The organism is Paenibacillus sp. Marseille-P2973 (genome assembly GCF_018101095.1).
Taxonomy (GTDB): domain Bacteria; phylum Bacillota; class Bacilli; order Paenibacillales; family Paenibacillaceae; genus Fontibacillus; species Fontibacillus vini.
Genome location: NZ_JAGQEH010000004.1, coordinates 1 through 20,764 on the forward strand (window position 1 = coordinate 1; position 20,764 = coordinate 20,764).

16 protein-coding genes are annotated in these 20,764 nt (G+C 51.1%); 14 read left to right on the forward strand and 2 right to left on the reverse strand.

Features of this window, described 5'->3' with window-relative positions:
• Nucleotides 1–115 (reverse strand): HTH domain-containing protein (locus KB559_RS25460; protein ID WP_306434205.1); only part of this gene is annotated, 115 nt, incomplete at its 3' end.
• Nucleotides 116–263: 148 nt separating this feature from the next.
• Nucleotides 264–1,643, reverse strand: coding sequence for a MocR-like pyridoxine biosynthesis transcription factor PdxR (gene pdxR / locus KB559_RS09630; protein ID WP_247681714.1), 1,380 nt, complete (start codon nt 1,641–1,643; stop codon nt 264–266).
• 160 nt (nt 1,644–1,803) lie between these two features.
• Here pdxR and KB559_RS09635 point away from each other — a divergent pair, with 160 nt between their 5' ends.
• The 14 genes from KB559_RS09635 (at nt 1,804) to KB559_RS09700 (ending at nt 20,742) form a co-directional block, all read left to right on the forward strand.
• Nucleotides 1,804–2,736, forward strand: a complete 933-nt coding sequence (locus tag KB559_RS09635) for a DMT family transporter (protein ID WP_211021538.1) — start codon at nt 1,804–1,806, stop codon at nt 2,734–2,736.
• A gap of 240 nt (nt 2,737–2,976) precedes the next feature.
• The gene (locus KB559_RS09640; protein ID WP_211021539.1) at nt 2,977–4,296 is read left to right on the forward strand and encodes an S-layer homology domain-containing protein; all 1,320 of its coding nucleotides are present in this window, start codon (nt 2,977–2,979) and stop codon (nt 4,294–4,296) included.
• A 475-nt stretch (nt 4,297–4,771) separates the two neighbouring features.
• Nucleotides 4,772–5,359: a TetR/AcrR family transcriptional regulator gene (locus tag KB559_RS09645; protein ID WP_211021540.1), complete on the forward strand. Its 588-nt coding sequence runs from the start codon at nt 4,772–4,774 to the stop codon at nt 5,357–5,359.
• Nucleotides 5,360–5,473: 114 nt separating this feature from the next.
• Nucleotides 5,474–5,815, forward strand: coding sequence for a DUF1801 domain-containing protein (locus tag KB559_RS09650; protein WP_211021541.1), 342 nt, complete (start codon nt 5,474–5,476; stop codon nt 5,813–5,815).
• A 59-nt stretch (nt 5,816–5,874) separates the two neighbouring features.
• Nucleotides 5,875–6,366 (forward strand): SRPBCC family protein, encoded by a 492-nt coding sequence (locus KB559_RS09655; protein ID WP_211021542.1) that lies wholly within the window; start codon nt 5,875–5,877, stop codon nt 6,364–6,366.
• Nucleotides 6,367–6,869: 503 nt separating this feature from the next.
• Nucleotides 6,870–8,927 carry an outer membrane protein assembly factor BamB family protein gene (locus KB559_RS09660; protein ID WP_211021543.1) on the forward strand — a complete coding sequence of 686 codons (2,058 nt, stop codon included), beginning with the start codon at nt 6,870–6,872 and terminating at the stop codon, nt 8,925–8,927.
• A 34-nt stretch (nt 8,928–8,961) separates the two neighbouring features.
• Entirely contained in the window at nt 8,962–9,687 is a 726-nt protein-coding gene (locus tag KB559_RS09665; RefSeq protein WP_211021544.1) for a response regulator transcription factor, read from the forward strand.
• A gap of 8 nt (nt 9,688–9,695) precedes the next feature.
• Nucleotides 9,696–11,129, forward strand: coding sequence for a sensor histidine kinase (locus KB559_RS09670; protein ID WP_211021545.1), 1,434 nt, complete (start codon nt 9,696–9,698; stop codon nt 11,127–11,129).
• Between the two features lie 117 nt (nt 11,130–11,246).
• A complete protein-coding gene (locus KB559_RS09675; protein WP_211021546.1) occupies nt 11,247–12,005 on the forward strand; it encodes an ABC transporter ATP-binding protein in 759 nt (252 codons plus the stop codon).
• A gap of 4 nt (nt 12,006–12,009) precedes the next feature.
• On the forward strand, nt 12,010–14,421 hold the full coding sequence (locus KB559_RS09680) for an FtsX-like permease family protein (protein WP_211021547.1): 2,412 nt from the start codon (nt 12,010–12,012) through the stop codon (nt 14,419–14,421).
• 276 nt (nt 14,422–14,697) lie between these two features.
• Nucleotides 14,698–15,702, forward strand: coding sequence for a LacI family DNA-binding transcriptional regulator (locus tag KB559_RS09685; protein ID WP_211021548.1), 1,005 nt, complete (start codon nt 14,698–14,700; stop codon nt 15,700–15,702).
• Between the two features lie 404 nt (nt 15,703–16,106).
• Nucleotides 16,107–17,528: an ABC transporter substrate-binding protein gene (locus KB559_RS09690; RefSeq protein ID WP_211021549.1), complete on the forward strand. Its 1,422-nt coding sequence runs from the start codon at nt 16,107–16,109 to the stop codon at nt 17,526–17,528.
• Between the two features lie 1,037 nt (nt 17,529–18,565).
• Nucleotides 18,566–19,648 carry a carbohydrate ABC transporter permease gene (locus KB559_RS09695; RefSeq protein ID WP_211021550.1) on the forward strand — a complete coding sequence of 361 codons (1,083 nt, stop codon included), beginning with the start codon at nt 18,566–18,568 and terminating at the stop codon, nt 19,646–19,648.
• Nucleotides 19,648–20,742: a carbohydrate ABC transporter permease gene (locus KB559_RS09700; RefSeq protein ID WP_211021551.1), complete on the forward strand. Its 1,095-nt coding sequence runs from the start codon at nt 19,648–19,650 to the stop codon at nt 20,740–20,742. Before KB559_RS09695 ends, KB559_RS09700 begins: the two co-directional genes overlap by 1 nt.
• Nucleotides 20,743–20,764: the final 22 nt, after the last annotated feature.

Sequence of the window (20,764 nt, forward strand, 5' to 3'; positions counted from 1 at the left end):
TGAAAAGCTGCTTAAATTCATCTGAATAAGTTATGGCCTTCGCACTTACATTCACCACGTACTTGTTTTGTGATAGGACCTCACGGTCCTCTTCGGTAAATCTCTTCTTGCTCATGCAATCCCCCCCCGATGCTTATTCCAGTATACAAAAAGGTACCCACAGCCTGAACACCTTTTTTCAAAGTGTCCAAACTATGGGTACCAGTTTATTATGGGGGAGGCTGTTTTTTTTATGCCATCGTTATGTCTCGCTCAGATAGCCGCTATCCGATGGTTTGCCGCCAGTAATTGTACAGCATGGCAATGCCTGCCCGTATTTCATCCGGTTCGAGGTGTCCGTAACCCAGCAGCAGTTTGTCTGCGTGTTTTCCGGGGGTGAGGGAATACTTATCGACAACGGAGATGCGGATTCCCCGATCTCTCGCCCCTTGAATAAACCTCTCGTCAAAATTCCCCTCCGCAAACTGCAAAGCCAGGTGCAATCCGGAAACGTCCCCCCAAACTTTTACCACGTCCCGCCCAAAAATCTTATTTACCTCTTCAAGCAAAACTTCACGTCGTTGTCCGTACAGTTTGCGCATGCGGCTAATATGGCGATCCATCTTGCGGGTCCGTAAAAATTCCGCCAAAGCAGCCTGTTCCGCGACAGGACACTGGACATCGGCATACACACGTAAATGCTTCCAATCCTCCTGCAATGCCTCCGGCAAAATAGAGAAGCCCAGACGCAGCGCGGGGAACACGGTTTTGCTGAATGTCCCCACATAGATCACCCGCTCCGGATCGAGCGCATACAGCGGAGTTACCGGTGCTCCTTGGTAGCGGAATTCGCTGTCATAATCATCTTCGATAATGTAAAAAGACTTCGCCCGTGCCTGCCGGATCAGAGCCGTGCGGCGATTCGCCGGGAGTATGCCGCCGAGCGGAAACTGATGGGACGGGGTCACATACACGGCGGAAATATCCCCGGCATCCCAGTCCATGTCTGTTCCTTCCAGAATCAAGCCGTGGTCATCTACCGGGGCGGGCCTATAGGAATAACCCCGATTCCGAAGCAAGGTGGGCACCGCGGTATGACACGGATCTTCTAAGACAAATTCCCGGTCATCGCGGTGCAGCAAATCCGCCAGCAAGCTTAACGACTGGGTTGCTCCGGCGGTAATAAAGATGCTTTGCGGATCCACGCGCAGACCCCGGCTCCGGAACAGCCACTCTGCGATTTCCTCCCGAAGTGGCGGGTAACCGTCCGGCCCGCTGTACCCGAGCAACTCCGAAGGTAACTGGCTAAACGCCTCCGAATGCAGCCGGCTCCAAACATATTTGGGAAAAGGCCGCAGGTCGGGGCGCCCGGTTTTGAAATCGGCCGTGATCCAGGTTGCAGGTGCTTGCAGTTCATTCAGGACAGGCTGGTGACCGACCGCGCTGGACAGGCCCAGGCGGAGATTCCCCGCCACGCGGGTCGGTGCTCCTTGCCTGCTTACGACATAGCCTTCCGTGATCAGCATATCGTAGGCTTCGCTGACCGTATGGCGGGACACGGCCAACGCTTTGGCAAGCTCGCGCGTCGAAGGCAACGCCTCATCCGGAGGAAGGGTCCCATCCAGGATAGAGCTGCTAATCTGTTGAAAAATTTGGCGAGCCAACGAGGGACTTCCATCACCTCGCTGTAAATGAATTCCCCACATACTTCCTCCGAACTGGACTGGTATTAATGCCGCTAAACCGGCACTTGGATGGATCCAGTTATCGGATAAGATTATACCATGATCATTTTCAGGAATTAAAGGAGGGAGCATCCAAATCATGAATCAACAGCAACAGGGAAACATTTTTTTGTTTCTGGCTTTTTCATTAGCCGGGACTTCCGTAATTGCGGCCCGTCTTGTGTCGGACCGGCTCGGCTCTTTTACGATTACCGCACTTAGCTTGCTGCTCGGGCTGCTCATTCTGGTTCCCTTATACGGTGCCCGGCTGATTCCTGCAATCCGGCAGATGAAGTTAGCCGATTGGAAGATGGTAATTTTACAGGCCTTTTTCGGAATCTTTTTGTTCAGAGCGCTGCTGCTTGGCGGGCTGAATCTGACCAGCGCGGGAGAGGCGGGCCTATTAACCGGTGCGGCTCCGGCAATTACTGCCCTGTTAGCCTGGCTGGTGCTGCGTGAAAGATTGACAGCCGGAATCGCGGCCGGGACGACTTTTACCGTGGCGGGGATATTCCTGATTCAAGGGGTGGCGAACTTTGGCGGAGGCTTGCTTTCGGCAAGTCATCTCGCTGGGAATTTGCTAGTCTTGGCGGCAGCGGCCAGTGAATCGACGTTTAATATGTTGTCACGGCTAGGGAACCGTTCCGGTAACACTGACTCCGGTCTGGATCCCGTTGTACAAACGACGCTCGTCACGATCGCCGCATTTGTCTTTTCAGTTGTGCCGGCATGGATAGAGCGCCCGATCTCTTCTCTGTCGTCCCTGGGCTTAACCGGCTGGCTTGCCTTGGCTTGGTACGGGTGGATTGTCACAGCACTCGCCTTTATTTGCTGGTATGCGGGAATAAAGCGCTCATCCGCTTATACTGCAGCTGCTTTTTCGGGAATGATGCCTTTGACCTCGATGGTATTGTCCTTCTTCTTGCTGAATGAGCATGTAGGCTACGGGCAGACGGCGGGCGGGTTAGCCGTAATTATCGGCATGTGGCTCATCGGCCGCCGCCCTGAAAAAGCTGTGGCACAGACAATATAATAACGTGCTATCTATATAGGTAATAGGGTATGCTTCCTCCTGCCCGACTTTGAGGTTAGAACGCTCGAATTCTAAGTTCTTTGGACAGGGGGTGCGACCTTAAAAGCTGGTTTTTACTGGGGCCAAATGCGGCCGCCGCCCGACCTATTCACAACCCGCGAAAATTGTGGTTTTCTGGATAATGGTAACTATATTGCTGCGTACGCAGCTTGCCATTATATAATGCAGGAGGCCTAATTAATGAAAGAAAAAAAAGATAATCAGCTTGGACCGGTTGTCTTAACATTTCGGATCATGCTGTCGCTTTGCTTGCTAACCGGCTTGTTCGGACAAGCTTTGGCAGCGGACGTGAGAGCGGCGGGGACGCAAACACAGCAAGCGGCAGGGGCAGTATTCACCGACATCAAGGGACACTGGGCGAAGCCGGCGATCGAGGAGATGGTGCGCCAAGGTATTTTGGACGGATATCCCGACGGCAGTTTCCGGCCGGGCGAACCGGTTAAAGTGGATCAATTCGTTAAAATGCTGATCCTGTCCTACAGCGAGCAGCACCCCAATCAGGAAAGAAGCTGGCGGAACAGCTTTCTGGATTCGCTGACGGAGGAAAACCGGACGATTTTAAAGCAGGACTACCGTTATTTTGACTTCAAGCCTTCATTAACCGGTTATTGGGCCAAGCCATACATAGACGTCGCAAGTGACTTGAACTTCCTGAACAAAAGCCGCTATAGCGATTTTCAATCGGACATGACCCGCGAAAACGTAGCGGAAATTCTGTTCTACACATTGCAGGAAACGGAATATTTGGAGGACGCGGATTTTAGCCGTTCCGTGGCACAGTCGTATGGAGATCTGACCAGCGCCAATGAGCGCGAACAGAAATTTATCGCGGAATCGCTCATCAAAGGTATCATGGAGGGTTACCCGGACGGAAACTTCGGGGTGGGCCGGTACGTTACACGGGCCGAGGCGCTTGTCATCCTGAACCGTTTGACGGACAAGACGAAGAGGCTTCCGGTTCAGCCGGAGAAAGAGAAGCTGCAGCGGCTCGTGCCGACCATTGGCGGCGGGCAAAAGATCGTCGCATTCCCGGATCAGAAAATGTGGGATGCCTACGATACGCTGAAGCAGGCCGGACAGCTTCGCGGAACGAACTATGATTTGCTCGATACGACGCTGCGCCTGTATAAGGACGAGAAGGAGAAAAAAGCGGTCCAGCAGGCGGCAAGCGCCGGAGCATTGGGAGCCGGAGCAAGCGCGAACGCGGCAAAAGAAGAAGTCGCGATCTGGCTGGATCCGACTTACAATACTTACGGCATCACGGTCCGGCTGCGCGAAGGTACGCTGGCTCGCAACAAGGAGCCGATCGAGCTGTTTGCCAATCAGCTGTTTACTTACGACGCCATCGCCTTCCACCGTTGGTTCGACGCCATCTGTTCGGAAGTGGAGGCGGACAGGCCGCTGGCTTCCAAGCAAGCGACCCTCGGGGATTATACGGTCAATGTACTGGTGGACAACGCGGCCAAAACCGTCGTCTTCTCCGTAGCGGCAACCAAATAAGGGGCGAGGAGCGAGTTGGAATAACCGTTAGGGCGATTTTATCGTCTTGGCGGTTATTTTTTATTTTGCGAATCAGCTGTTTACTTAATCGTCCGCCCCGCCCGTCCCTCTACACCCTCTAACGGACATCAGAGACCTTATTCCTCGCAAAAATGCCCTTTTCAAATTCTAACGGACACCACGGCCGTTATTTGGGCATAATGAGCCGCTTGGAGGCCTGAAATGACAAAATAGCGTCTCCTGTGTCCGTTAGCTGCAAAAAGTCGCAGATTCACGTGGTTTAAGGTCCGTGGTGTCCGTTAGCGGGCGGGGGATCGGACTGATCGAGCTGAACGTGGTGATCGAACCGCATCCTCCCAGGAATAGCGGTCATTTTTGTTAAATTTTTAAATAAAAGCTTGACAATTGGGTTAATCTGGAATAATATGTTGTCAGTAAGTACTGACAGACATTTATTTTTTGAGAGGAAATAACCATGGATAACGAACATCTAGGAAGTAGCGAAAAATTGTTGCTTGCGGCGATCGATCTGATATCGAAGAAAGGCTACAATGGCGTGACCACGCTGGATATTGCACGGGCCGCCGGATTAAGCGAGAAGACCTTATTCCGCCATTTTGGCACCAAGCTGAAACTTCTTGAAGCTGCTTTAAATCGACTGGACTATGCCGAGGAAATGAAGAAGCTGTTCAAGGAAAGGTTAGTATGGGAGCTGGAAATTGACTTGCTAACCATTTGCCGAACCTACCACGAAATCATGAATCGTAACCGGAAGCTGGTCATGATCAGCCTTAAAGAAGCTGACCAATTGCCGGAATTCAAGAAACGGATGCACCAACATCCTCTGCAGTTGCTGGAAATGTTGACGAATTACTTCAAGGAGATGGGGGAGCGGGGCAAGATGATTCCCACGAACCCGGAACTGCAAGCTTTCACATGGATCATGGCGCATTTTGGTGCATTCATCAATGACTTGGATGCCGGAATAAATTATCCCGACATCGAGATGGAGCCTTTTCTCCAGGAGAGCGTGAAGATATTTACCAAGGCTTTAACACCGTAGTTAAGTAACCAACTTCAGAGATTGATTTATCGGGTATTCGAGCACACCGGCTTCTCTTTAGGGAGGAGAGGTTGCTTTTAACCAATACTATGTGAAAGGGGAGAATGAATCATTATGAACCCGGAAGTAACGGCTTTTATTGAAGGAATGCAGCATTCTTGGCAAGTTGAGGTTAGCAACCAGCTACGTCAAATGGTCCACCAATCCATCCCGGATCTAGAGGAGCGTGTGCAATATAAGAAACCTCACTTTTTGAAAAAGGGGAAATATGCCGCCGTCATTTCTCCTTCCAAGGATGCCATTGCTTTTATGATCATGAATGCAAATGGACTTGAATTACCGGAAGGTCAATTCGAAGGGCCTCCTGAAAGAAAGTGGATCAAGATTCGCGAAGGCCAAACACCTGATTATGAACTGTTATCCAAGCTGCTTATTCAAGCCTCAAGTACACTTTAATATACATCTGCGGTGGGAACTACGCTTATTCATTCATTTAATGATAGGGAGGCAACTTCATGGCAGATCATGAAATAATGATTACCCGTACTTTCGATGCTCCTCGTGAACTTGTATTCAATGCTTGGACGCAGCCGGAACTTTTGGCAAAGTGGTGGGGACCGGAAGGATACGATATGTATGTTGCCCGGCTCGATCTGCGCCCCGGAGGCCTCTTTCTGGGTCGTCAGAGCTCGCCTGAAGGGTACGAAATGTGGGGGAAGTTCGTTTATCAAGAAATTGCTGCACCCGAGAAGTTAGTGTTTGTTCAATCGTTCTCTGATGAAGAAGGCAAAACGATCCGGGCTCCTTTCAGTGATACTTGGCCGCTTGAGATCATAAATCACATCATGTTGTCCGAAAGTGATGAAAAGACAACTTTAACGTTAGGAGGGGGTCCGATCAACGCGACAGAGGAAGAGCGTACTGCCTACGAAAGTATGCGTCCGCATATTCAGCAAGGGTTGGAGGGCACCTTTAATCAATTGGCAGCTTTTTTGACCAGTAAATAACTCTACACTTGAAAGTCACGGAATCCTCCGCAAGCGGGCCCCGGTTATTCAACCGAGGGCCATTATTATTTTGTTATGATGAGCGAATAAGGACGGACTTGTGCAGGTGAGCCATAGAACTTTCTGGAGTTTTTGGCGTCTATTAGGTATAGTGATTTGTAAAAAAAAGGGGGGGTTGAGCCGTGATTGGACACAACAAGCCTGGGTCGGCAGTGACTAATTCTATAGATAAGCAAAGAACAGCAAATGGAAATCGTTTCATCCGCCGTTTAAGCACGGGAACCGTTGCCGCAGTGGGGTGTCTATTCTTTGTGGCCTCTCCAGCCCTCGCAATAAATCAGACGGATATGTTGCCGTCAGCACCTGTTTCGAAGCTCGCGGTAACCGCAGGAGGAACACCGTCTTCATCCACGCTCTTTCCCAAATTGCCCAAGCAGGGTGAATCCCTCATCCTTCGGTATCAAGCACCTCTTTTTACGGGAACGCTAAACTCCAAGATAGATATGCATCGTTTGAATGTCTCTTATTTCGGCCAATCGGGTGAAAAAATAACAGTCAAATCCTTATCCGGTGAGATGCTGTCCTTTCAGACGTACGATAAAGGGACGCTCTGGATTCCGCTCTGGTATGTTTCGGAAGCTTCCGCAAAGGCCGTGAGCCTTGCAATGCAATATGTAACGCTGCGTCCTACTGCCAAGCTGTCGCTAGCTCCGTCCAGTTCGGTTCAGTGGAACCAAGCGGACAAGGCTGCTTCAGAGTCAAGCCAAATGGTGGCGATGGCCAAGTGGAATGACTGGTACGGGGTCGTCGTGGCTCCGTCGGTTTGGCATGAGGGATATGAAGTGTACCGCCCGACACTGCTATGGGTTCGGGATAAAGATGTGACCGGTGTGACGCCGGTTCCAACCCCCTTGTTAGGGACGGATTCCCAAGCTTCGCTGGATACGATCCGCGGCATCACTGAACTGTCCCTAAAGCTCGGTGATGACAAGAAAACGGTAGAAAAGCTGCTTGGCGCTCCGACGTTTACGGAAACTTCCGAAGATTTGCAAACGGTGGGCGGAGACCCGATGATTCTGGGAGAGGCCTGGAGATATGAGCGTAAAGATGCTCATTATATAGTGACATTTTCTCCTTCGGGCAAGCTGGTCCGTACGCATTGGATCATTCCCGCTGAAGAAGAGCCCTGGAACCGACTTTATGCGGGAGACGATTATTTGTTCTCTCAAGATTATTCCGTAACGCCGCTTCCGCAGACGCTTGATATAAAACCTGAGTGGAGAAATCAGGGAACCCTTGGTTTTACTTATTTACTCGGCGCGGGAACAGATACGCTGCTCATCAAAGGAGATGACGGGGGATTTAGCGGCATGCATTATGCTTCTTCCTTGTATGCCGTCGGCCGTTCGGACGGAGAGACGCGTTGGCAAGTGGATGCGGGATTCGGCGTCCTGAACGCAGTGCCGGAATCCTCCGGCGACTATGCGTACGTCTTTACTTCTTATAATCCCGCCGAACAGAAGTATGTCAACCAAATCCGGCGCATCCGGATGTCCGACGGTAAAACGATGTGGGAACAAAAATCAGGCGACGAAAACCAAATGGGCATGTGGGCGGCCAAAAATTCGGTCATCTTGGTGACCTGGAAGGATACAGGGGAGGAAGACACCTCCTTTCCCTCGGTATTAAGCGTGCTCGACAGTGAAACCGGCAAGGAGCGTTGGCGGAGGGACATCACTAGGGAGGCCCAGATTCTAAATCAAGGTTCCGATGACCCCTATGTGTTAATTCGGGACCAAAACAAGCTTGAGGCTCTTAACCTCACGACGGGACAAACGGCATGGCAGGTCAAGGCCGAAGGTGATCCAACGGGCGAGCCCAGCTTTGATCCTTATTTTGCGGGCGGGCCTCAAATCGATCCTTTCGCGGGTCCCGATTCCGATAAACGCTGGATTCTAATGGGCGATGTTTGGCGATTGCTGGAGTTAAAAACGGGCGCAGTCCATGGCGAATACAAGTCATCGCCCGGGGAGCGGTTCGAAGTACTGAATGAGCAGTATTTACTTGTTCAGCATCCACTCGACAACAGCGATTATTGGAGCGCAACCCAGTTCGAGACAAGGCTGTACGACTTTGCGACGAAGAAGACGAAGTTTACGTTTCCGGGAAAAGGCTCCAAAGGAACGGTCCATAACGGGACACTTTACCTTGCCGTAAACGGAATACCGGCCGCCATCGACACGAATACGGGAACTTTCCTTTGGCGCATGTCCAATACCGCGGCGAAAGATCAGGATTTGTCGCGTTATACGGCCGGAAGCTTTGCGGTGTTGGATGATATCCTATTGTTTCCATACGGTTCGGACTTGCTGATTCTTGGCAAGCATGACGGCTCCGTGATCGGAAGACTCCGGGACGCAAGAACGGGATATGCCGAACTGCGCGAACTGGACCACCGGAACGGGACCGTGAACCGGCATGGCGACGAGCTGTATATCGGTACGGCGAACGGCGGATTTTTCAGATACGATGTTGGCGCATTTACCGCTGTGGTACAATAATTTTATATTTTGGCGGGATGCGGTGGAGGAAGTTATGGAAGCTAAACGAAAAGTACTGGTGGTCGAAGATGAAGCCGACATGGCCAGAATTATGCAGGATTATATTCGAGTCCATGGATATGAAGTCCATGTGGCCGGCGACGGAAAAACAGCGGTACATTTGATCGATGTGGTGCAGCCGGATTTTATCATCCTGGACATTATGTTACCCGACGCGGACGGAATCGAGCTGTGCCGGCAAATCCGCGAAAAGCTGGATACCCCGATTCTGATCCTCAGTGCCAGAGGCAGCGATACGGACAAGGTGCTGGGACTCGGGTTCGGGGCAGATGATTACATGACTAAGCCATTCTCCCTCAGTGAACTGGTAGCCAGAATCAGCGCGCACTTGCGGAGAAACGAGCGTTTGATTCATGCCGCTGCCCGGCAAGAAGATGTATTGACCTTTGGAGATCTTGTGATCGACAAAAAAGGGTACCGGGTCGCGGTTGCGGATCGGGAAGTTTCGTTCTCGGCCAAAGAGTTCGAACTGTTGTTTTTTCTTGCAAGCCATAAAAATCAGGTGTTCTCCAAGAGCAGATTATTGGATGAGCTATGGGGATACGGTGCATACGGCGATGAGAACACGATCACGGTATACGTCCGCAGAATCCGCGAAAAAATCGAGGCCGATCCGGCTCATCCCGTTTATATCAAGACCGTTTGGGGCGTGGGCTACAAGTTTAGCGACGAACAGGTTACGGGAGCGAGTGAAGCTTAGATATGGATTTGAAAACTTGGACAAAACGATGGATTATCGCCGCGATGGTATGTGTTGTCATCATTACCGCATGCGGCGGTTACTTACTTATGGGGCTGCTGCGTTCGGGCAATCCCGGCGCCACCTCGGCCATTAATCAAGCCCGATTGACCGTCAGCGATTTTATGGTTTATCTGGAAAAGAATCATGAACAGCTGTCCGGGGACGAATCGGTTCGTGAATCTCTGCGCGACTTATCGACCCAGCGCGGAGTGAGCCTTCTGTTTGCCGGGCTGGACGGCAGCGTGATTTTTAACTCCTCTCAGAGCGGATCTCCTACCCGCATTAATCCGAAAACATCGGTTCATTTTGATTTATCCGCTGCCCGGAGTGGGCCCGGCGCCTACAAGATCGCTTTTCCGGTCGTGGACCCCGACAGACAAACTCAAGTCGGTAACGCCATATTCGAATTGCAAGCGGATGAAGCCTTACTTACAAAAAGGGTCTCGCACGCGATACTGCCCGGCGTAATCATGCTGCTGGCTTTTATCGTGCTGTCAGGCCTGCTGTTTGTATTACATAGAAAAATAAATCACGGAATGATATCACCTGTGACCAAGCTGAAGGATTACAGCGAAGCTATTCTCAGAGGGGACTATGGTCAAAAGGTGGAATATAACCAAGCTGATGAAGTCGGCGAAATGTATGCGGTATTTGATCAAATGCGCCTGGAGATTATGGATCTGCACCGTCGAAGGGACGAGGGGGAACAGTCCAGAAAAGAATTGATATCGAATATCTCGCATGACCTGAAAACACCGCTGGCTACCGTCAAAGCCTATATCGAGGCCATCAGGGACGGAGTCAGTCCGGATATGGAAACCGTACGTGAATATGCTGATGTCATGCATACCCAGAGCGATAAAATGGCCAAATTGATTGACGATCTGCTCCTCCATGCCTTAAGGGAGCTGGGTCAGATCTCGATCCAACTGACAGAGCAATACAGCAGGCGAATGTTTGAAGAGATTTTGCAGCCCGCCCGGCACCTAGTTGAAACACGTGGCATCACGTACATTGGACCTGCTATGATCCCAGATGTTCTGATTTCGGCGGACGCTCGCCGGATGGAGCAAGTAATCTCCAATCTCATAGTCAATGCGCTAAAAGCTACCCCCGCAGGCGGCCGGATAAGCATAAGCATCGAGCTTGAAACCGGGCAACTGCGAGTTTCCGTAACGGACACGGGAAGTGGTATTCGGCCGCAGGATATGCCCTTTATTTTCGAACGTTATTATCAAGGTAAGAGCGGGCAAGAGGGAGGCCATTACAGCCGTACGGAAGGCGCGGGGCTAGGTTTGTCAATCTGCAAAACGATTGTGGAAGCGCATGGGGGGATGCTTTCTTTTCGCAGCAACAAAGGACAGGGGACGGAATTTCATTTTACCCTCCCGGTGGATTAGGAGGAGGCAGTAATACTTTATTCATAAATCGATAAGAGGATGGTAAGAAATGCCCTCTACAATGGTTGTATAACCACGAAATAGCAGCTGTTCGTAGCAAGATTGGGAGGGTATCTATTGAAGAAGCAAGCGATTATTGAAGCGGTGAATTTGTGCAAAACCTATTCCACCGGAAGCGAACAATACCATGCTATCCGCAATTTAAGCCTGGAGATTTACGAAGGCGACTTTACGGTGATCATGGGCAATTCCGGATCGGGGAAATCCACGCTGTTGTACATGCTCAGCGGACTTGACACCGTGACCGCCGGTGAGGTTCATTTCCGCGGAGAGCGGATCGATACATTTAACGAGAAGAAAATGGCGGATTTTCGCGCCAAAAGGATCGGTTATATTTATCAAAGCATCAATTTGGTCCCGGATTTAACCTTGTTCGAGAACATCACTCTGCCGGGACATATCTCGGGAAATCCCCCAAAAGAAGTAAATGGCAAGGCAGAGACTCTTATGGGCGCGATGGGCATCGGAGATTTGCGCGGCCGCCTGCCTTTCCAGACCTCGGGGGGACAGCAGCAGCGCGCGGCGATTGCTAGGGCGTTGATCAATGCTCCGGAAGTGGTTTTTGCGGACGAACCGACAGGGAGCCTGAATTATGAGCATGGCGTCGCTGTGCTGAATATTTTGACGGAATTGAACCGGAAGGGACAATCGGTCGTCATGGTCACGCACGATATTCAAGCGGCTTGCCGCGCTGACCGGCTTATATTCATCCGGGACGGGCAAGTCGGCGGATTACTGGAATTCGGTAAATTCGATGAACGGGATATGGAAACCAGAGAGTCCGTCATCTTTTCCCTTGTTTCGGGAAAGGGGTGAGCGTATGAAGCCGATCTGGATCATTTGCCGTTCCTATTTGCGGAGGAAGAAGATTCAAAACGGACTTATTGCTCTGCTCATTATGCTGTCCACGCTGCTGCTGACGACAGCGTCTCTTGTTTTTGCCAACACGGGGAACCTATATAAGGATATGCATAACAAGACTGCAGGCGCTCATCAAATTTTAACGATGGGGGATGAGCTTCACGATCCAAGGCTGATTCATAAGTGGTGGGATGAGCAGTCCGATGTTCAGGCGACCGCACTGATACCGTTTCGAAATCTTGACGGATTAACCTATAACGGACAAGAGATTTCCAATATCTATATGTTTATGATGAATACCCCGGAGCAACCCGCTAATGTGGATAAATTGATTTTTGCCCAGGGTACCGAAACAATAACTCCCGCCAAAGGAACGATATGGATACCTACCTCCTTGGCCTACACTCACGGCATTACACAGGGAGATACCTTGACCTTTCAGTCAGGCAGCCGCAGCTTCGAATTGTCGGTGTCGGGTATCGTGGTTGACTTGGCATATGGTTCGCCGTTCACGATAAATGCCCGAATTTGGATGAACAGCGAGGATTACGACCGGGAACTGGCTTCTCTGCCGGGGAGTGATCAATATATGATGGGGCTGAGATATGAGGATTACAGTCAAAGCCCGGTGATCTGGGAACGATTCGAATCCTACCTCGGCACCCCCTATCTGGAGACCAAAAGCGAATTCGAGGAACTATCCTCTTTTTACTTGATTATTAATAAGGTCATCGGATTTATCATGATATTTCTCGGATCGGTTATGATGCTCGTAGCATTGTTTACGGTCGCATTTACCGTTTCGGAGGCGATTATGACCCATTATCGGACGATCGGTATTGTTCGTTCACTGGGTCTGACTTCGAAACAAACCGTAGCGGCTTACGTGCTGCAATACGGCCTGGTTGCTTTGGCGGCCGTTATACCCGGAGTTTTGATCAGCAGGCTGCTGGCAGTCGGCATTGTGAGCAGATCGCTGCAGTATTTGAAAACGGGGGATGACTTCCTGCAAATGGAGGGTCTGTCCATTGGATGGGCCGTCGGCTGCTTTATTTTTCTGCTAGTTCTGTTAAGCGTATGGTTTTACGCCGGGAAGGCCCGGAAGGTACAACCGGTCCAGGCAATCCGGTACGGGATGTCCGAAGCGGAGTATAGCCGGATGGCCCGGCGCCTGAATCCCGGCAACAAGAACTCCCGATTCGGTTTCGGGAAACTGCCGGTGATTGGCGTAATTGCGCTGCGAAATTTGAGCGGCAACCGAAAGGCGGCCGCAGTGATGCTGCTCCTGACGACCGTTAGCTCGGCGGTGCTTGTACTCGGGTTTGTCCTTCTGTATAGCATTATTAATATCGGACGGACCTCAGCTTTGTGGGGATATGACGATGCGCCTGCCGTTGTTACGGTGTTTAATCAAGCCGCATTCTCCGGGGAGCGTTTCGAAGCGGATATGAAGTTGGACTCCAGAGTGAAGTCGGTCGGCTGGAACGACGATATGACCGGGGTATTTCCGCTGGAGGACTCGGAGGTGAAGGATGACCGTTCCCGGTCGCTGAACGTTTATGTCGGCGTACTTGAAGGCGGGTATGAGGAGTTCGGCTTCGCCTCGATTCAAGGAGATAACCCGCGCAACGGGAATGAAATCGCCCTAGGTTTCAACTTGGCGAGAACACTGGGGAAAGTGCCGGGAGACATGGTCGAGATTTACCTTGAGGGACACAAGCTCACGCTTACGGTGAGTGGGATTTACCAAGCGATTTCCAATATGTCGTTTTCCGCCAGAGTAACCGCGGATACGGTGAGAAGTTACCGGCCGGATTACCGTGAAATGGAGATGGGTTATCTAAATCTGTACGATAAGTCCCAAGCCGACGAAATCGTGCGGGACCTGAACCGGAAGTATGGCGACTCGTTGTCGGCCGTGACCCAACAGACGCTGCTGGATTCGGTTTACAAAGAGGCGGAGGTTGTCTTGATCGCGCCAATGGGCTTTATGGGACTGCTGTTTTGTCTGGTCACCTTTCTGATCATTTATAGTTTCTGCCGGATTCAAATCAGAAAAGAGAGCAAAACGTACGGAATTTACAAATCGCTTGGCATGACTTCCCGTAAAATCAGAGCTGCCGTCAGTCTGGGGATTGGGGTCCTTTCACTGATCGGAGCATTTATCGGCTCAGTATGCGGCGTATATCTGCTTCCTCGGCTGCTTGAGCAAATTCTGGTCTCCTACGGCCTTGTCCGGCTCCCGCTTCTGCTCAATGGTGGAGGAATTGCCGTTGTTGCTCTCGTGAGCGTAATAGTAGCCCTGCTGGGATCGTGGCTGTCATCAAGAATTGTAGTCACTACCTCCGCCAGGGATTTGGCGGCCGAATAATAATAAAAGCATGGGCCCGCATCGCCGTACCGGAAGTTATCCGTAATTGGGGAACCTTCGGTAATGGCGATGGGGGCTATTTTTGTATTTTAAACATGAGGAAGAATTAAAGAATCACCGCTATCACCCATGCACGATCACCCATACACAATCACCCATACACAATCACCCGTGCAGTTACCACCTTTATGTAAGCGCTTCAAAAAGTGCTTGTTATTTAAAATCAGGTTTGCTATACTGCACTTGAAAAGCTTTTCAAAAAAGGAAGTAGACATAATGAAACCAACCATTCGGGATGTTGCCAAGATGGCGGGAGTCTCCATCAGTACGGTATCCCGCGTAATGAACGCACCGGAAACCGTAGTGGAGAGCAAGCGTCTGAAAGTGCTCGATGCGATCGAGGAGCTGCAGTATCAGCCGAACTCTTTTGCCCGAGGCCTCATTTATCGAAAGTCTTTTACACTCGGCTTGCTTATTCCGGATATTGAAAACATGTATTACGCCGGCATGATTCGGGGGATGCAGGATGCCTGTATCAAGCTCGGGTACAGCCTCATGATCTGTAATACGGATCGGGACCCGGAGCGACTGTTGTCGTACATCGATGCTTTTCATGAAAAGCAGGTCGATGGCATCGTGTTCGCCAGCGATATGCTGTTTCCCGAATATTACGACAAGCTGGTGGGCTGCCGGATTCCGTTTGTGATGGTCTCGTCGCACTCCGACGAGTACGACATTCCCAGTGTCGAAGTGGACGACGAAGCCGCCGCTTACGATGCGGTCAAGTTTTTGATCGAGCTGGGTCACAAGCAAATTGGAATGATCGGCTTCAACGATGTGAATTCAATTGCGGGACCGCCCCGTATTGAAGGGTTTGCCAGAGCGCTTAAAGAATTCGGTTTGGAGCACAACCTTGAGAAGGTCAAATATGCGAGTCACCGGTTTGAACATGCTTATGAAGCGTCCCACGAACTTTTTTCGGAGTATCCTGATACCACCGCCGTATTCTGCGTCGCCGACGAATTTGCTATGGGTGCGATTTCGTACTTGAAGGACCGTAATGTGCTGGTGCCCGGTCAAGTATCCGTCGTCGGATTCGATAATGTCCGCATGGCCGGCATGTTCATTCCGAAGCTCACGACGATCGCCCAGCCCATTTACGAATTGGGCTACCGTTCCGCGGAACAACTGCATGAACTGGTTACGACGGGAAGCGTGAAGGTCACCCGAGAGAAAATGAAGCATAGACTGATCGTAAGGGAATCTACCAGGGAAAGATGAGTAGGAAAGATCGATCGTAAGAGATTCTGCCAGGGGATGGTGAAGTGAAACTCATCGTAACTATCAGGGGAAGATGAAGCACCTCGCCTCTTTTCCGTAGAGTTTGAAAAGCTTTTCACAATGAAGCTGAATCTAATCTATATCCTGGCGGAAATGCAGAAAAGCTTTTAGGAATAGATCAAAATGCAAACGCATACATAGTATGTGGCGACAGGATGAGAAGAATAGGAAGTAACAGAAATGCACGATTTTTCATGAAAAATAGAGATTGATTTGTTGTTTTGAAAAGCTTTGCAAGCTTTTAAGGAGGTGATTCGCCTTAGCATTGCCGGGACATCAAGACCCTCAGAGGATGGCTGGAAAGTTGGAACTGTTTCTAAAAAATCAAAGGGGATGTTGAAAAGATGAAAAAGACTTCTGCACGCAAATGGTCACTGCTGCTCGTACTTTGTCTTTCATTCACGATGGTTCTCAGCGCCTGCGGAGGCGGAAATAATGCCTCGAAGAACGAACCGCCTGCTCCTGCTCCGAGCAACAACGAGGCTTCGGGCAATAATCAGGGCGGAGCGAATAACGGCGGTGACGGCGGCGGGTCCCCGCTGGATTTGGCAATGAAGGGCGAATATAAAGGCTCCAAGGTCACGATGTTCGGTCCGTTTGTGGACGCAGACCAGGTGAAATTCGAGAATAGCATTAAGGAATTTGAAGAGAAAACAGGCATCGATATTCAATATGAAGGCTCCAAGGAGTTTGAAGCAACGATCAACATTCGGGTTGATGGCGGTAATGCTCCCGATATTGCGGATTTCCCGCAGCCGGGGCTGCTCGCTTCGATTGCCAAGACCGGCAAAGTTATTGATTTGACCAATATTTTGGATCAGGAAAAGTTGAAAGCCAACTACAATCAAAGCTGGCTGGACATGGGGACGATGGACGGCAAAGACGGCAAAATCATGGCCGGCATCTGGAACCGCAGCAACGTGAAGAGCTTGGTGTGGTATCCGAAAAAGCAATTCGAGGAAGCCGGTTACGAAGTTCCGCAAACCTGGGATGAAATGATGGCTCTGACCGAGCAAATCGCCAAGGACGGGGATGCGGCCTGGAATATCGGGATTGAGAGCGGCGCAGCTACAGGCTGGCCGGCTACCGACTGGGTGGAAGACATCATGCTCCGCACCACGTCGCCAGAGAACTACGATAAATGGGTAAAAGGAGAGCTGCCTTTCACCTCTCCTGAAGTGAAGCATGCGGTAGAAGTAATGTCCGAAATCTGGTTGAACAAGGACTATGTATACGGCGGTACCAAGTCGATCGTGACAACCGCCTTCGGCGACGCTCCGGCACCGATGTTCGATAATCCGCCGAAATCCTGGTTCCACCGTCAAGGTAACTTTATCACCAGCTTCTTCCCGGAAACGGCCAAAGTGGACGTGGACTATGACTGGTTCTACCTGCCGCCGATCGATGAGCAGTACGGCAAACCGGTGCTCGTAGCAGGCGACATTTATGCGATGTTCAACGATCGCCCTGAAGTTCGTGCGGTAATGGAATTCTTTACGACCGGCGAATCCATCAAAACTTGGGTTCAATCCGGCGGCGTGATCGCGCCAATGAATGACGCAGCGTTGGACTGGTACAGCTCGGAATCCGACCGCCGCATGGCGAAGCTCGTTCAAGAAGCTTCCACGCTACGCTTTGACGGATCGGACCTCATGCCAGGCCAAGTCGGTGCAGGGACGTTCTGGAAAGGTATGACGGACTATGTGAGCGGAACGGCGACTTTGGATAAAGCGCTGGAGCAGATCCAGGCAGGCTGGAAAAACTGATTTTTGTGCGCTGGGATTCTGTGGTTGGCCGTCGCGGTCGGCGGTAGGTCATGCAGGTGGGATCCCGGACGGCGGTTCGTCTCAGCTAGCTCGATCTCAACTAAGTTGGTCTCGTCCGCGATTGGTTCCTCCGCGTTATTCTCGGCCGCGAGGTCTCGCTAACGGACATCACAGCCCTTAAAACGCCGAAAACACGGCATTTCAAATTCTAACGGACATGACGGCCCTTAAATGCAGGTTAAACGCATGTTTTCGGGTCAATGGAGTGAGTTAAGGGCATGTGTGTCCGTTAGCTTTGCAAAACAGCCATTTTCGATCCAATAACGGCGCTGGTGTCCGTTAGATTGGGGTTGAGAGGGGAATGGGACTGGCGAAAGGTTCCGGAAGTGCGGAAGGTAACGAAAGTGCGGAAGGTAACGGAACTGCCGAAAGGCAATGGAAGTTAGTAAGAGGCCATGCCTAATGGCGGTGGATCGGATTCGTCTCAGCTAGCTCGATCTCAACCACGTTGGTTTCGTCTGCGATTGGTTCCTCCGCGTTAATCTCGGCCGCAGTTTCGGCTAACGGACACCACAGCCCTTAAAACGCCGAAAACACGGCATTTTAAATTCTAACGGACATGACGGCCCTTAAATGCAGGTTAAACGCATGTTTTCGGGTCAATGGAGTGAGTTAAGGGCCTGTGTGTCCGTTAGCTTTGCAAAACAGCCATTTTCGATCCAATAACGGCGCTGGTGTCCGTTAGATTGGGATTGAGAGGGGAATGGGACTGGCGAAAGGTTCCGGAACTGCGAAAGGTTCCGGAAGTGCGGAAGGTAACGGAACTGCCAAAAGGCAAAGTTTATGCCGAAGGGCACCGGAACCGGAAAAACAGGAGAGGGGCTGACTTAAATTTGAGCGGGCCCCTCTTTTTTTCATCAAAGCCAACAGATTATTGGCGATTGCTTATGAAAATCAGATGTCAGTTTTGCTCCGCAAAACGAAGTGAACGCTTACGATGTGAGTTTTGCTCCGCAAAACTTTGAGGAGGAGCCATTATGAGTGCACAAGCGAAGCAGGGAGTTAGCCTGAAAGCCGTGCTATTGTCGGTCGTTATCCTTTTGGGCAATCTCGTGGTTCATGGCGCGATCTTTATGTTTTTTCGCGATTCGACGTTGAATCCGCTGGTGACGGCCGTGCTGGCGGTCATATGGGGCGTGCTGGGCGTGTATTTGCTGTACTTTACGCTGAATCTCGCGGCCGAACAATACCCCGAACGGGTGCGCCGAAGAATTCTGCCATATATTTTCATCGGGCCGGGGGCGATCTTGCTGGGCTGGCTGCTGGTCTTGCCCGCACTGCGGACGCTGTACCTGAGCTTTTTCAATGCATCCTCGGAAAAATTCGTCGGCCTCGCGAATTACGCAGCCATCTTCAGCGATCGCTTGATGGGCATTGCGCTGCGCAACAATTTGCTGTGGGTGTTTGTCGGCACCCTGGCCTGCGTTAGTCTCGGTTTGCTGATTGCGATTCTGGCCGACCGCAGCAGCTTCGAGAAACTGGCCAAGTCGATCATTTTCATGCCGATGGCCATTTCCTTCGTGGCCGCCGGGGTCATCTGGAAGTTTGTCTACTACTACCAACCGGGTGACGAGCAAATCGGTATGCTCAATGCGATCGTTACTTTTTTCGGGGGCGAACCGCAGGCCTGGACGAGTATGATTCAGCCGTGGAACAACTTTTTTCTCATTCTTATTCTGATCTGGATGCAAACCGGTTTTGCCATGGTGATCTTCTCCGCGGCCATCAAAGGGGTACCCGAGGATATTCTGGAGGCGGCGCGTGTGGACGGGGCTGGGGAAGTGAAAATCTTTTTCGGCATCATGATTCCTTACATCTCCACGACGATTCTTACGGTAACCACCACGATTATCGTCTTTACACTGAAAATATTTGACGTCGTCATGGTCATGACAGGCGGTCAATACGATACGGAAGTCGTTGCCACACAGTTTTACCGGCAATTTTTCATGTACCGCAATTTCGGATACGGTTCCACCCTGGCGATCGTGCTGCTCATTGCCGTCTTGCCGGTGATCATCATTAATCTGCGCCAGTTCCGCAAACAGGGGGGATTCTAATGGTCGGGCGAAAAAAGAGAAAAGGCAGTAAAACGCTAGTTAATATCATTCTCGGCTTCATTTGCCTGCTATGGCTTATCCCTACGCTCGGGTTATTCATTTCCTCATTTCGGCCTGCGGCGGACATTCTCCAGACCGGCTGGTGGAACGTGTTCCCTCACCAGGATTGGAAGAAATCCGGCGAGAGTGTCCAGCTGCCCAAAGAGACGGATTTGCGGCAGCCGATCGAAGTGGGCGGTAAAACGTTCACCGACGACCAACTGAAATCCGGGGTGACTGTGGACGGCGACCGTCTGATGTGGGAGAACCGCAGAGCCCGCACGCTAAGCGTGATGGAGAAGGGCTGGGAGTTCAAGCCGGCGCTGACGCTGGACAACTACAAAAACGTACTCTCCGGCAAGGAGTATAAGCTGAAAAATGCCGACGGTAGCGAGACGGTGCAAAAAGGCAGCGGCTTGTCCCAAGCATTCTGGAACACACTGACGATCGCGGTTCCTGCTACGGTGATTCCGGTGCTGATCGCTTCTTTTGCCGCTTATGCATTTGCATGGCTGCGATTCCCGGGCCGTAAGACGCTGTTCGTCGTCATTATCGCGATGCTAGTTATTCCACTTCAAGTGGCGTTGATTCCGGTCCTCAAAGATTACACGGCGCTCGGGCTCAACGGGAGTTACTTAGGAATCTGGCTGGCGCACACGGCTTTCGGCCTGCCGCTCGTCATCTATTTTATGTATAACTTCATCAGCCAACTGCCGAAGGATTTGTTCGAATCCGCTTTTATCGACGGGGCGAGTCACTTCACGATCTTCTCCAGGCTGATCTTGCCGCTGTCCGTACCGGCTCTGGCTTCTATCGGTATTTTTCAATTCTTGTGGGTGTGGAACGATTATCTCGTTTCGCTCATCTTTATCGGGAACCAGCCTGATGTACAGGTCATGTCGATGAAAATCGCCGATCTCGTCGGCTCGCGCGGGAACGACTGGCACTTGCTGACCTCGGCCGCGTTCATTTCGATGCTGATGCCGCTCGCCATCTTTTTCCTCCTGCAAAAATATTTTGTCAGAGGGCTTATGGGCGGTTCGGTAAAGGGTTGAATTCGTTGTTTGTACGAGAAAC

Coding starts and splice junctions, on each gene's coding strand:
- KB559_RS09690 (WP_211021549.1), top strand. CDS start 16,107: ATGAAAAAGACTTCTGCACGCAAATGGTCACTGCTGCTCGTACTTTGT.
- KB559_RS09700 (WP_211021551.1), top strand. CDS start 19,648: ATGGTCGGGCGAAAAAAGAGAAAAGGCAGTAAAACGCTAGTTAATATC.
- KB559_RS09655 (WP_211021542.1), top strand. CDS start 5,875: ATGGCAGATCATGAAATAATGATTACCCGTACTTTCGATGCTCCTCGT.
- KB559_RS09645 (WP_211021540.1), top strand. CDS start 4,772: ATGGATAACGAACATCTAGGAAGTAGCGAAAAATTGTTGCTTGCGGCG.
- KB559_RS09665 (WP_211021544.1), top strand. CDS start 8,962: ATGGAAGCTAAACGAAAAGTACTGGTGGTCGAAGATGAAGCCGACATG.
- KB559_RS09660 (WP_211021543.1), top strand. CDS start 6,870: ATGCATCGTTTGAATGTCTCTTATTTCGGCCAATCGGGTGAAAAAATA.
- KB559_RS09635 (WP_211021538.1), top strand. CDS start 1,804: ATGAATCAACAGCAACAGGGAAACATTTTTTTGTTTCTGGCTTTTTCA.
- KB559_RS09680 (WP_211021547.1), top strand. CDS start 12,010: ATGAAGCCGATCTGGATCATTTGCCGTTCCTATTTGCGGAGGAAGAAG.
- KB559_RS09640 (WP_211021539.1), top strand. CDS start 2,977: ATGAAAGAAAAAAAAGATAATCAGCTTGGACCGGTTGTCTTAACATTT.
- KB559_RS09685 (WP_211021548.1), top strand. CDS start 14,698: ATGAAACCAACCATTCGGGATGTTGCCAAGATGGCGGGAGTCTCCATC.
- KB559_RS09650 (WP_211021541.1), top strand. CDS start 5,474: ATGAACCCGGAAGTAACGGCTTTTATTGAAGGAATGCAGCATTCTTGG.
- KB559_RS09695 (WP_211021550.1), top strand. CDS start 18,566: ATGAGTGCACAAGCGAAGCAGGGAGTTAGCCTGAAAGCCGTGCTATTG.